Origin of the sequence: Streptomyces sp. WELS2 (assembly GCF_013870595.1) — a bacterium.
Taxonomy (GTDB): Bacteria; Actinomycetota; Actinomycetes; order Streptomycetales; family Streptomycetaceae; genus Streptomyces.
Map to the genome: position 1 here is coordinate 1 of NZ_JACBWZ010000129.1, position 11,974 is coordinate 11,974.

The 11,974-nt window shown below is 74.3% G+C and carries 11 protein-coding genes and 2 pseudogenes; 4 read left to right on the forward strand and 9 right to left on the reverse strand.

Annotated elements, in window-relative coordinates; genetic code table 11:
* The coding region (locus tag H5J33_RS11105; RefSeq protein WP_181794730.1) for an aldo/keto reductase at positions 1-646 on the reverse strand (646 nt) is incomplete at its 3' end.
* Positions 647-951: 305 nt separating this feature from the next.
* Here H5J33_RS11105 and H5J33_RS11110 point away from each other — a divergent pair.
* Entirely contained in the window at positions 952-1,497 is a 546-nt protein-coding gene (locus H5J33_RS11110; RefSeq protein ID WP_181794731.1) for a DoxX family protein, read from the forward strand.
* Between the two features lie 158 nt (positions 1,498-1,655).
* Here the strand turns inward: H5J33_RS11110 and H5J33_RS11115 are convergent, their stop codons facing one another.
* From H5J33_RS11115 to H5J33_RS11145, 7 genes and pseudogenes are all read right to left on the reverse strand, one after another.
* Positions 1,656-2,237 carry an NADPH-dependent FMN reductase gene (locus H5J33_RS11115; protein WP_181794732.1) on the reverse strand — a complete coding sequence of 194 codons (582 nt, stop codon included), beginning with the start codon at positions 2,235-2,237 and terminating at the stop codon, positions 1,656-1,658.
* An 85-nt stretch (positions 2,238-2,322) separates the two neighbouring features.
* Entirely contained in the window at positions 2,323-3,024 is a 702-nt protein-coding gene (locus tag H5J33_RS11120; RefSeq protein ID WP_181794733.1) for a hypothetical protein, read from the reverse strand.
* Positions 3,025-3,230: 206 nt separating this feature from the next.
* The gene (locus H5J33_RS11125) at positions 3,231-3,875 is read right to left on the reverse strand and encodes a response regulator transcription factor (protein WP_181794734.1); all 645 of its coding nucleotides are present in this window, start codon (positions 3,873-3,875) and stop codon (positions 3,231-3,233) included.
* A gap of 31 nt (positions 3,876-3,906) precedes the next feature.
* Positions 3,907-5,094, reverse strand: a complete 1,188-nt coding sequence (locus H5J33_RS11130; RefSeq protein WP_181794735.1) for a sensor histidine kinase — start codon at positions 5,092-5,094, stop codon at positions 3,907-3,909.
* A gap of 51 nt (positions 5,095-5,145) precedes the next feature.
* Positions 5,146-6,270: pseudogene (locus H5J33_RS11135) on the reverse strand (MMPL family transporter); the annotation flags it as partial.
* Positions 6,271-6,280: 10 nt separating this feature from the next.
* The gene (locus H5J33_RS11140) at positions 6,281-6,760 is read right to left on the reverse strand and encodes a DUF2771 family protein (RefSeq protein ID WP_181794736.1); all 480 of its coding nucleotides are present in this window, start codon (positions 6,758-6,760) and stop codon (positions 6,281-6,283) included.
* Between the two features lie 91 nt (positions 6,761-6,851).
* Positions 6,852-8,240, reverse strand: a complete 1,389-nt coding sequence (locus tag H5J33_RS11145) for an MFS transporter (RefSeq protein WP_220212207.1) — start codon at positions 8,238-8,240, stop codon at positions 6,852-6,854.
* Positions 8,241-8,523: 283 nt separating this feature from the next.
* Here H5J33_RS11145 and H5J33_RS11150 point away from each other — a divergent pair, with 283 nt between their 5' ends.
* Entirely contained in the window at positions 8,524-9,450 is a 927-nt protein-coding gene (locus H5J33_RS11150) for a DUF3027 domain-containing protein (RefSeq protein WP_181794737.1), read from the forward strand.
* A 29-nt stretch (positions 9,451-9,479) separates the two neighbouring features.
* Positions 9,480-9,947: a GNAT family N-acetyltransferase gene (locus H5J33_RS11155; RefSeq protein ID WP_181794738.1), complete on the forward strand. Its 468-nt coding sequence runs from the start codon at positions 9,480-9,482 to the stop codon at positions 9,945-9,947.
* A gap of 6 nt (positions 9,948-9,953) precedes the next feature.
* Here H5J33_RS11155 and H5J33_RS37370 read toward each other — a convergent pair.
* Positions 9,954-10,322, reverse strand: a pseudogene (locus H5J33_RS37370) (ATP-binding protein); the annotation flags it as partial.
* 498 nt (positions 10,323-10,820) lie between these two features.
* Here H5J33_RS37370 and H5J33_RS11160 point away from each other — a divergent pair.
* A partial coding sequence (locus H5J33_RS11160; protein WP_399552807.1) for a sacsin N-terminal ATP-binding-like domain-containing protein occupies positions 10,821-11,974 on the forward strand: 1,154 nt, incomplete at its 3' end.

An 11,974-nucleotide genomic window follows, 5' to 3' on the forward strand; every position in this document is an offset into this window, starting at 1 on the left:
GCGGACTGCGGTTGACGCTCGCCAGGTCCAGCCGCTCGCACAGCGCCAGCGACCGGGGCGCGTCCTGGAGCACGTTGAGGGCGTGCTGCACGGCCGCGCAGTGCGGACCCTCGGCGAAGACGGCGGCCCGGTCGGGATCGTCGGTGCTCCATCCGTAGGCGCGCACCAGCCCCTCGCGCACGAACTCCTCGCAGGCGTCGCGGAGTTCGGCAGCGCGGCCCGAGTCGGCGTCGGAGATGTGCAGCTGGTACAGGTCGACATGGTCGGTGCCGAGCCGGCGCAGGGAGGCGGTGAGGGCCCGGCGGGCGTATTCCGGGGTGTCGTCGGTGCCGGTCAGGGTGCGGGTGTCCGGGTCGAAGACGTTGCCCCACTTGGTGGCGAGGACCACGTCGTCCCGCCGCTTGCCGAGGGCCCGGCCCAGGATCTCCTCGCTGTGCCCGGTTCCGTAGGAGTCGGCCGTGTCGAAGAAGGTGACACCGAGGTCGAGCGCCCGCCGGACGGCCCGTACGGATTCGTCGTCGTCCACCTTCCCCCAGCCGACCGGCTGTCCGTCGGCCGTCCGGTGCTCCCCGCCGATGGCCCAGCACCCGAACCCGAGTGCGCTCACCGCTATGCCGCTGCGTCCCAGCGTCCGTGTCGTCGTCATGAGGCGGACGCTAGGAGTTGGAGCGCACGCGAGGGCAAGGGCCCGAACGGAGTCGTCCGCGCTCCGCCCCGCCCGGCCCGCCCGGCCCGCCACCCGAACGGCGGCCACGAGGGGCCGGTCGGGGCCGTGGGTGCGAGGGTGGGAGCCATGGGAGGTCCCGGAGTGGGAACACCGGGAGGAAACCGCCGGAAGGGACCGCCGACGGGATCACCTGAAGGGACCACCGGAGGGAACCAGGACCCGCCGGAGGGACCAGAGGAGCCCGTCCGCCCTTCCGTCCGTCCGCTTGTCTGCTGGGAGTCACCGTGACCTGTTACGACCGACGTGATCTGGGCCTGCTGCTGCTCCGGCTGGGCACCGGAGGGGTGCTGGCGGCGCACGGCGCGCAGAAGCTGTTCGGCTGGTTCGGCGGACACGGGCTGGAGGGCACCGGCCAGTTCATGGAGTCCGTCGGCTACGTGCCCGGCAAGCTGAGCGCCATGGCGGCGGGCCTCGCGGAGACCGGCGGCGGCACGCTGCTGGCGCTCGGCCTCGCGACCCCGGCCGCCGGCGCGGCGGCGGCCGGCGGAATGGCCGGGGCGGCGGCGGTGCACGTGCCCAACGGTTTCTTCGCCCAGGAGGGCGGCTACGAGCACGCGGCGATCCTGGGCCTGACCGCGGCCGGCCTGGCCGTCACCGGACCCGGCCGCCTCTCCCTCGACCACGCCCTCGGGCACGTCCTCGACCGGGGCTGGATGGTCCCGGCCGCCCTCGGCGCGACGGCGGCGGCGACGGCCGTGGTGGTGGGCGCACGCAGCCGCCGGCTACGGCGCAAGGCGCGGGGCGAGCAGGAGGCGCTGTTCGAGGAGTGAGCCGGCGTCCCGTACGACAGCGGGCCGGAACGCCGAGGAGGCGCACGGCCGTTGTGGACACGCGGGGGCAGCCGCAGACGCGCAGGGGCAGCCGTGGAGGCGCGGGGAAAGCCGTGAACACGCAGGGACAGCCGTAGCCACGCACGGACCGCCGACGCTCAGGACGCCAGGCTGCCGCTGTCCTCCCGAGCGTCGGCGGCAGCGGCGGCGCGGGCCTCGGCGGCGGCGTCGGAGAGGTCGTCCAGGAGCCGGGCCAGGTCCGCGCGGGTCGGCTCGTCGGTGATCCGGCCGTCGGTGATCATCAAGGTGGCCCGCGGGATGGCGAGTTCCCGCGGGATCACCTTGGCCCCCATCACGGCGAGGGTCTCGGCGAGCCAGGCACGGGCCCGGTCGCCGCCGGTCATCGCGGGGGACGCGCTGGCCAGGGCGACCGGCTTGCCGTCCATCTCCCCTCCCCCGACCAGCCACTCCAGCGCGTTCTTCAACACCCCCGAGGTGCCGTGCGCGTACTCGGGGGTGGCGATCAGCAGCCCGTCCGCCGTACCGACGGCATCCCGCAGTTCCGCCACGACCCGGGGCAGCGCCGTCATCTCCACCTCGGCATCGAAGAACGGCAACCGCCCCAGCCCCGGGTCGATGAGGAGTTCCCGCGGGGGGACCACCATTTCCGCCGCCGACCGCAACACGGCGGCGTTCAGCGACCCGGCCCGCAGACTCCCGCACAACCCGAGGATTCTCATACCGGCCAGCCTAATCGCCGCCGCGGGGCGGCCGGCGTGCGGCCGCACGGCGCGGCCTCTCCCCCCGCATGACCGGCCGGCCCGGTCAGCGGGGCGTCAGGCAGGCTTCGAGGGCGGCCCGCTGTCGTGGGGGGAGGGGGTCGCCGAGCGGGACTTTGCGGGGGCTGTGATCGCCCGCGCAGAGCCAGCTCCGCTCGTCGTCGTCGAACCACCAGCGCTCGGCGCCCCACATGGGGTGCCCCTCGAGCAGGCGTCCCGCCAACGCCTCGCTCGCCGCCGGCGCGCCCTGGGCGACCAGGGCCTCCACCACCGCCGTCACGGCCTCCTCCGGGACCGCCGCGTCACCGAGAACCGGCAGCAGGTGGAGGAGACGGGCGTGGGAGTCGGTGACGCCTGCCGCACCCGGTGGCGCCTCCAGCAGGGCGGCCAGCTCCGGCCAGCACAGCCCGGGGCCGATGCGGTCCTGATCGTCGCCGGCCAGGACGAGATCCCGGCTCCAGTCGGGATGGGTGAGGAAGTAGTCCGTGGTCGTGAACTCCTCGCCGCTGTTGTAGTGCAGGACGATCGTGAAGCCGCCGATCAGCGGCACCGTGAACACGGGCCACGCCGACGGATCGTGAAGTCGGTCCAGCATGGCGGCGGCGTCGCCCGCGTCGACGCCGAAGGCCTCCGGCGGGTGCCCCTCGGACAGGTCCGCCAAGTGCGCGGGCCAGAAGCCCGGCTCCGCCAGGAGCGGATGCCCGTCCACGACGGGCGCCGAGGAGTAGTAGTGCCGTGCCATCACCATGCCGGGATTCTCTCCTGGCCCGGCCGGAACCGGAACCGGTGCCCTTTCCGCGTCGCCTCCGCGACGCGGGGTGAGTGAACGGGCCGTGCCCGCACCCGCGTCCCGGCTACCGGACGGGACCCTCCCCTCCCGTGGACGCCTCACCGGGCACCTCAGGGCCGACGGTGCCTGACGCGCGGTGGGGGTCATGACGCGCGGTGGGCGCGTCACCCCGCCAGCAGCCCCCGCTCCAGGGCGACGACCACCGCGCGGGTGCGGTCGCTGACGTCGAGTTTGGCGAAGACGCGCAGGAGGTGGGTCTTCACCGTGGCCTCGCCGATCACCAGGCGGCGGCCGATCTCGGCGTTGGACAGGCCGTCGGCGACCGCGCTCAGCACCTCGCGTTCGCGGGCGGTGAGCGCGACGGGTTCGGGGCGGCGCATCCGGGCGACGAGGCGTTCGGCGACCTTGGGTGCGAGGACCGTCTCGCCGCGCGCCGCCGAGCGGATGGCGTCGGCGAGCTGTTCACGGGTGGTGTCCTTGAGCAGATAGCCGACGGCACCGGCCTCCACGGCCCGTTCGATCTCGGCGTCCGTGTCGTACGTGGTGAGGATCAGCACCCGGGTCGCGACGGGCAGGGCGACGATCTCGGCGGTGGCGGCCACCCCGTCGAGGACCGGCATGCGCAGGTCGAGGAGGGCGACGTCGGGGGCGAGCCGCCGGACCAGGCCGACGCCCTCGCGGCCGTCGCCCGCCTCGCCGACGATCTCGATGGTGGGCTCGCCGGTCAGCAGGGCCACGACCCCGGCGCGCATCACGGCGTGGTCGTCGACCACGACGACCCGGATCCGGTCGGTGGCGGTGTCGGTCATCTGGTTCCTTCGGGGTCGGCGGGGCCGGGTCTCATGCCCGGGCGGGCGTCGGCAGGGCGGCGAGGACGCGGGTGCCGTCCCCGGGGGAGCTGGTGACGGTGAGCCGCCCGTCGAGTTCGGCGAGGCGCCGGCGCATGCCGTCGAGGCCGAAGCCGCGGGACTCCGCCACGACGAAGCCCTCGCCGTCGTCGGTGATCTCCAGTTCGACGCCGCCCGGAACTTCGCTGAGGACGACGCCGACGGTGCCGGCGCCGGAGTGTTTGCGCACGTTGGCGAGGGACTCCTGGGCGCAGCGCAGCAGGGCGACGCGGGTGCGCTGGTCCAGGTCGATGTCGGGCAGTTCGGCGGTGACGGTGAGACCGGTGTCCTGGACGAAGCGGTCCAGGGTGCGGCGCAGGGTGGTGGCGACCGAGCCGGCCGCGACGCCGCTCGCCGGGACGGAGCCGACGAGCACCCGGGCCTCGGTGAGGTTCTCGCGCGCGGTCCGCTCGATGGAGACGAGCTGCCGGGCGCTGCGCCCGGGGTCGGTGGCGAGGGCGGCGCGGGCGGCTTCGGCGAGTACGACGATGGAGGCGAAGCCCTGGGCGAGCGTGTCGTGGATCTCCCGGGCCATCCGCTCGCGTTCCTCGGCGGCGCCCTGGCGCTGGTGGGCGAGGGCCAGTTCCTCCTGGGTGAGGGCGAGTTCGGCGGTCAGCCGCTCCTGCCGTTCGTTGCTCTGGCCGATGAAGCGGTGGAGCCACAGCCCGATGCCGGTCCCGGCGGCGTAGGCGGCGAGCGTGAACACGGTGTTGCCGGTGAGGAGTTGGGGGCTCCAGCCCTGGCCGAGGGTGCCGCCGAACACGGTGAGGGCGGCGGCCCCGCCGCCGAGGGCGACCGCCTCGCGCACGGTGCGGGTGTAGAGCCAGAACTGGGGCAGGGACACGACGTAGAAGGCGGCCCCGCCATCGAGGAGGTACGAGCTGCCGCCGAGGGCGAGGGCGAGGAGACCCAGGTAGGTCCGGCGGTTGAGGAGGCGGGTGCGCGGCCGGGCGAGGGTGATGGCGTGGCTCAGCGCGATCAGGGCGAGCAGGCCGAACATCCAGCCCTTGCGGGCCGGCGACCGGTCGAGCACGCCGCCGGCCGTCGGCAGCAGGCCGAACAGGATCCAGACCGCCGTGTTCCACCACTGGATCCGGTCCGGGGTGAGCCGCTCGCTCGGCTGCTGCCGCCCGTGGGCCACGCTGACTCACCTCATCCGTAAGGGTGTTCGGAATCCTATCGGCGGAGGCGGTCAGTTCACCGGCTCCAGGGGGCGGGCCGCGGGTTCGGCGGTGGCGCGGGCGCGGCGTACGCCCCGGGAGGGCCACCAGTTGGCCTCGCCGAGCAGGAGCATCAGGGAGGGCAGGACCAGCAGCCGGATGGCGAAGGCGTCCAGCAGGACGGCGACGGCGAGACTGAAGCCGATCTGCTTCATCTCGATCAGGTGCAGGGCGGCGAAGCTGGCGAAGACGGTGACCATGACGGCGGCGGCGCTGGTGACCACGCCGGCCGAGCCGCCGATGCCGTCGACGACCGCCTCGCGGGTGGGGACTCCGCGCAGCGCGGCCTCCCGGATGCGGCTGATCACGAAGACCTGGTAGTCCATGGACAGGCCGAACAGGATCACGAAGAGGAACAGCGGGACGCGGGAGCCGATCGATCCGGTGGAGGTGAAGTCGACCAGCTGCTCGGCCCAGGTGTGCTGGAAGACCAGGACCAGGACGCCGAGCGAGGCGGCGGCGGACAGCAGGTTGAGGACGACGCCGACCAGGCCGAGGACGACGGAGCGGAACGCCCGCACGGTCATGGCGAAGGTGACCAGGAGGAGGGCGCCGATGATGAGCGGCAGCTTCTGTTCCTGGTGGGCCGGGTAGTCGGCGTAGCGGGCGACGTCTCCGGTCACGGCGGTCTCGGCGCCCGCGACCTTGCCGACGGTCTCGGGGACGTAGCGCTCGCGGATGTCCCGGAGGGAGCTCTGGGCCGCCTCCGTGCCGACGTGGTGCGGGACTTGGAGCTGGAGCATGCTGATCCGCCGGTCGGGCGAGGTGGTCAGGGTGGAGGTGCCGCTCAGGCGCGGGTCGTCCTCGACGTCGGCGGCGAGTGCGCGCAGGGCGGCGGTGACCTCGGCGGAGCGGCCGGCGTCGGCGCGGACGACGACCTGGTGCATGGACTTCAGCTCGGGGAAGGCCGCGTTGAGCCGGTCGTAGACCCGCATGGCGGCGATGGAGCGGGAGTGGGTCTCGCGGCCCATGTCGGTGAGTTTCAGGCCGAGGACCGGGGCGGCCAGGGCGAGCAGCGCGAGGACCGTGGCCCGGGCAGCGCCCCCGCCACCGCGTCCCGCTCGACGGGGACCGCGGTGGCGACGAGCACGGGAACGGGGGGCGTGATCAGTCCCCGGCCTTCTTGAGCTTGAAGGACCACATGCCCTTGTTCGCCTTCTCGCCCATCTGGATGGCGATCGTGTTGGTCTCGCCCTGCGTGCCGTACTGGGCGCTGAAGAAGGCGTTGCCGGGCAGCGTGCGGTAGGTGTTCTTGCTGAGGTCGGTGAACTGACGGCCGTTGACCAGCACGATCCAGCCCTCGTCCGCGATCTTCGGGTCGACGCCGACGCGGATGGTCTCGTCCTGGCCGACCTCGATCGACTTCACGTCACCGGAGTTCTTGACGCAGTCCTTCAGCGAGTCGGCGGTCAGCTTGTCGCCGTCGTTGTAGCACAGGGCCTCGGAGTTGACCGAGTTCCCGCCTACGGTGATCGTCGCGACGGGGGTCGGCTTGTCACAGGCCGACAGGACGAGCAGTCCGGCGGAAACGGCGCCGGCAACGGCGACGGCGCGGCGGCGTCGCACAGCGGATTGCAGCGTGGTCATGGCCGAAGGCTATCGGGCGCCCCGAGCCCTCCGCCCACGTGGGGTACGGCGTGCCCGGTTCGTTACGCCACGTGCGCAGGCGGCCGGTTCGTCAGGTCGCGCGTGCCGGACAGCCGCCGTCCCGGGCCGAGGCGAGCAGCCCGCGCAGCGTGGTCAGCCAGCCGGCGGCCACGAACACGGCGCCGACCAGCAGCCCCACCGTGCCGTCCAGCGGCATCACGATGCCGACCGCGCCGCCGAACACCCACGCCATCTGGAGCAGCGTCTCCGAGCGGGCGAACGCCGAGGTGCGCACCGCCTCCGGCACGTCCCGCTGGATCAGCGCGTCCAGCGCCAGCTTGCCCAGCGCCTGCGCGCACCCGGCGACCGCCGCGAGACAGGCCACCGGGAACACCCCGAAGAACAGGCCGGCGAGCAGCGCCACACCGAGCACCACCGCGACGACGGTCACGATGATGATCTCGGGGGCGCGGGACCTGAGCCAGGCGCCCACGGCCGTCCCCAGCGCGTTGCCCGCGCCCGCCGCGACGCCCACGATGCCCAGCGAGACCGCCGCGCTCTGCCCGGCCAGCGGATGCTCGCGCAGCAGGAAGGCCAGGAAGAAGATCAGGAAGCCGGACAGGCAGCGCAAGGAGGCGTTGGCGCCGAGCGCGTAGGTGACGGCCGGGCCGACCGAACGCAGCCCCGGCCGTCTGGTCCGCTCCCCGGACGCATGCCGGGTGCCGGCCGCGAGCAGCGCCACGTCCTCGCCCTTGGCCGAGTCCACCTTGGGCGGCAGCGAGAACGACAGAAACGTCCCGGCAGCGAAGATCACGAAGGCGCCGTACAGCGGCCAGGGGTCGCCGAGCGTGTGCAGCCCGGCCGCCACCGGCGCGGCGGCCCCGGTGGCCAGCAGGCCGGCGAGGGTGACCCGGGAGTTGGCCTTCACCAGCGAGAACCCCCGGGGCAGCAGCCTCGGCACGACGGCGCTGCGGACCACGCCGTACGCCTTGGAGGCCACCAGCACGCCCAGCGCGGCCGGATACAGCTCCAGCGCGCCGCTCGCCACCGCCCCCGAGATGACCAGTGCGAGCAGCGCACGCGCCAGCATCGCGCCCGCCATCGCGGCCCGCCGCCCGTGCGGCAACCGGTCCAGGAGCGGCCCGATGACGGGGGCGAGCACGGTGAACGGGGCCATGGTGATGGCCAGATACAGCGCGACCCGGCCGCGCGCCTCGTCGGTGGGCACGGAGAAGAACACGGTGGACGCCAGCGCCACGGTGACCATGACGTCCCCGGCGCCGTTCACCGCGTGCAGTTCGATCAGCTTGCCGAGGCCCGACTCGCCCGCGCCGTGCGCGTGCGTGGCCCTGCGGATGCCGCGTGCCGTGCCGGTCACCGGAAAGTGCAGGGCACGGCCGACCGCGCGGACGGCCCCGCCCACCCGGCCCGGACCGCCGCCCCGTCCCCTCGCCTTGCCCGTGGCTGCCACGACGTTCATAGTGCCCCGGGAACGGGCCGGATAGTGCGGTACGGCACGGACGGCGGAGCCCGGCGCGAGACGGCGGCGGACGGCGCGGGGGCGGGGTACGGTCCGGGTGGGGAAAATCGATGAATCCCGCCCGGTGTAGCGTGCCTGTCTCAGCCATAACGCAGAATGGATGGCAGAGGTGCGCCCGGGCGCGCGGATGCAGACGTCGATGCGGTCCCCAGGTCCGCTCCGTAGGCGAAACCGCCGGAGGCAGCCGCACTCGACGAGACGGCGTAGGAGAGAAGCGATACCTGTGAGCGCAGCGACAACGCGAAGCCGCACCCCCGACCGCCTGTGCGCCGAGGCCGTCGACCTCGCCCGCGCCGCCGCCGAGGAGGCCGCCGCGCCCGGTGTGATCGGCGAGCACACGGGCCTGGTCTCGGAGGGTGACCGCGTTGTCACGCACTTCTTCGAGTGCAAGGAGCTGGGCTACCGGGGCTGGCGCTGGGCCGTGACGGTCGCCCGCGCCTCCCGCGCCAAGATCGTCACGCTCGACGAGGTCGTCCTCCTGCCCGGCCCCGACGCCCTCCTCGCGCCCGAGTGGGTGCCGTGGAGCGAGCGCCTGCGCCCCGGCGACCTCGGCCCCGGCGACCTGCTCCCCACCGACCAGGACGATCTGCGCCTGGAGCCCGGCTACACCGGCGAGGAGGAGCCGCCGTCCAGCTCGGTGGTCTCCGAGGAGATGCGGGAACTGGCGGAGGCGGAGGACGCCGACGTCACCCCCGGCACCCCGGCCGTGCAGCCGACGACGCCCTCCCGCGGCTCCATCGCGGCGGTCGCCGAGGAACTGGGCCTGCGCCGCGCCCGCGTGCTCTCCCGCTACGGCCTGCACATCGCGGCCGACCGCTGGGAGGAGGCGTACGGCCCGAAGACCCCGATGGCCCAGGCGGCCCCCGCCACCTGCGTCAGCTGTGGCTTCCTCGCCCCCATCGGCGGCTCCCTCGGCCAGGCCTTCGGCGTCTGCGCCAACGAGTTCTCGCCGGCGGACGGCCGGGTGGTCTCCCTGGCCTACGGCTGCGGCGGCCACTCGGAGGCGGCGGTCATGCCCAAGCCCCCGCAGCCCGCCGCGCCGGTCATCGACGAGACCCGGGTCGACCCCTTCCCGCTCCGCCCGGCCCGTGACTCCGGCTCGGTCCCGGAGACCGGCGACGACGAGACGGCGGAGCTGGGCCACTCCTGAACGGCGGCCTCCACTGTCAGACTGCCCCGGTGATCATCAGAGCGGCGCAGGAACAGGACCTTCCCGGCTTCCTCGGGCTGGCGGCCCAGGTGGAGCACTGGTTCGGGCCCATGGTGGCGGACCCCGGCTTCACCCGGGCCGTACGGGAGAGCATCGGCGCGGGTACGGCGCTGGTGGCGTCGGAGGAGTCCTCCTCCGGCCTCCTGGGCGCCGTCCTCTTCGGCGCCGCCCCGCCGGTCCACCACGTGCACTGGCTGGTCGTCTCGGACGGGGCGCGGGGGCGGGGGGTCGGGAGCGCGCTGCTGGGGGACGCGTTCCGCAGATGGGTCCGGGGTCCGGCCACCGTCGAGGTGGTCACGTTCGGTGCGGACCACCCCGGTGCGGTGGCCAGTGGGGCGCGCGTGTTCTACGAGCGCCTCGGCTTCACCCCGGCCGAACCGGCGGCCCCCGGCCCGGAGGGCGGCTCCCGGCAGGTCTACCGCCGCGACGTCCCCTGAGCCGATCCGCACCTCGGCCCACACGGTCTTGTGGGGCGCGGGCCCCGGCGCCGTCCCCCAGCGGTCGGCGAACGCGTCCACGAGCAGCAGGCCGCGCCCGGAGTCGGCGTCCGGTGCGGGGCGCACCCGCTCCGGCAGCCGGTCGCCCCGCGTGTCGGTCACCTCGATCCGCAGCACGTCCCCCACGGGGTACAGCGTGAGCCGGAAGTCCCGCCCGGATATGGGGCCGTGGACGACGGCGTTGGCGGCCAGTTCCGCGACGATCAGGGCGGCGGGGTCCATGGGCAGTCCCCAGGAGCGGAGTTGCTCCGTGGCGAGGAGACGGGCGAGCCGGGCGCCTCGCGGGGTGGTCGACAGCTGTACCGAGAAGTTCACGTACTCAGCGTGTCCGTTTCCGGCCCTTCTGAAGAGTGACGGCGTGGTTGCGTAGAGTCACTGTCCGCGCATGTCCGGTGGTGTCCGGCGTTGGGGTCGTATACGGACTGGTGCCAGGGGGTGCCGTGGGGCCGCCCGCTTCCCGGTCGGTGTCGCGCCTCGCCTGCACGCCGGGCCGGTTCGGCGTCCGGCGGCCGTCTGTCACGGGGGTGCGGGACGAGTTGACCGGCCGGTCGGCGTACGGGCTGCCGGCTCGCCTTCGGTTGTCCCTCGGTGGCGGGTGGGTTGTTCTCGAATCGTCTGTCCAAAACCAACCCGCCCTCGCCACGCCCTGAGGCGAGCCGTGGAGGCGCGACACCGACCGGGAAGCGAGCGGCCCGACGGCCGCGTCACCACACCGCCCACCCCGACTCCCCCCGAGCACCCCGAGCACCTCACCCCTCGGCCTGGCCCCTCCGCGCTGTACCTTCGTCCTCACGCGGAGGATGGAGAGTGATCGTGAGCAAGTTCGTGCGGCCGGCGGTGGAGGGGGCCGATCCGTTCGGGACGGCCCGGCTGCGGTGCGGGGTCCTCGACGCCTGGGCGACCAGTCCCGCCCGGTTCCGGGAGGACGCCAACGCCGAGGAGGATCTCGTCCTCGGCGGCTACCGGGACCGGCTCGTCGTCGAGTTGGCGCAGAACGCCGCCGACGCCGCAGCGCGGGCCGGGACGGCCGGACGGCTCCGGCTCACCCTGCGCGACGGCGTGCTCGTGGCCGCGAACACCGGCGCCCCCCTGGACGCGGCCGGCGTCGAATCGCTGTCCACGCTGCGCGCCTCCGCGAAACGGGACGCCGGGGCCACGCACGCCGCCGTCGGCCGGTTCGGGGTCGGTTTCGCCGCCGTACTCGCCGTCACCGACGAACCGGCGATCGTCGGCCGGCACGGGGGCGTGCGCTGGTCCCTCGCCGAGGCCCGGGAACTGGCCGCCGAGGTCGCCCGGCACAGCCCGGGACTGGGTGACGAGGTGCGCCGCCGGGAGGGCCACGTGCCCCTGCTCCGGCTGCCCTTCGCCGCCGAGGGCACCGCCCCCGAGCCGTACGACACCGCCGTCATCCTGCCCCTGCGCGACGCCGCCGCCGCCGATCTCGCCGAGCGGCTGCTCGCCGGTGTGGACGACGCCCTGCTGCTCGCCCTGCCGGGGCTGACGGAGGTCGTCGTGGAGATCGAGGGGCGGGAACCGCGCACCCTCGGCCGCCGTACCGACGGTGCCTTCACGGTCGTGGAGGACTCCCGGGACGGCATCACCCACTGGCGCACCGCGTCCGCGCACGGGCCGCTGACCCCGGACCTGCTCGCCGACCGGCCCGTGGAGGAGCGGCTGCGCCCCCACTGGTCGGTGACCTGGGCCGTACCCGTCGACACGTACGGCGCCCCGGCCCGGCCCCGTACCAGCCCGGTCGTGCACGCGCCGACCCCGAGCGACGAGCCGCTGGGTGTGCCCGCGCTGCTCATCGCCTCCTTCCCGCTGGACACCACCCGCCGGCACGCGGCGCCCGGGCCGCTCACCGACTTCCTGGTGCAGCGCGCGGCCGACGCCTACGCCGCCCTGCTCGCCGAGTGGCGGCCGGTCGGGGAGGGGATCATCGACCTCGTGCCCGGGCCGCTCGGCAA

What these genes read in the sequence shown, in the direction of transcription:
- H5J33_RS11120 (WP_181794733.1), bottom strand. Translation starts at nt 3,024, where the DNA reads ATGGTGATGGCACGGCACTACTACTCCTCGGCGCCCGTCGTGGACGGG.
- H5J33_RS11115 (WP_181794732.1), bottom strand. Translation starts at nt 2,237, where the DNA reads ATGAGAATCCTCGGGTTGTGCGGGAGTCTGCGGGCCGGGTCGCTGAAC.
- H5J33_RS11125 (WP_181794734.1), bottom strand. Translation starts at nt 3,875, where the DNA reads ATGACCGACACCGCCACCGACCGGATCCGGGTCGTCGTGGTCGACGAC.
- H5J33_RS11145 (WP_220212207.1), bottom strand. Translation starts at nt 8,240, where the DNA reads ATGAACGTCGTGGCAGCCACGGGCAAGGCGAGGGGACGGGGCGGCGGT.
- H5J33_RS11140 (WP_181794736.1), bottom strand. Translation starts at nt 6,760, where the DNA reads ATGACCACGCTGCAATCCGCTGTGCGACGCCGCCGCGCCGTCGCCGTT.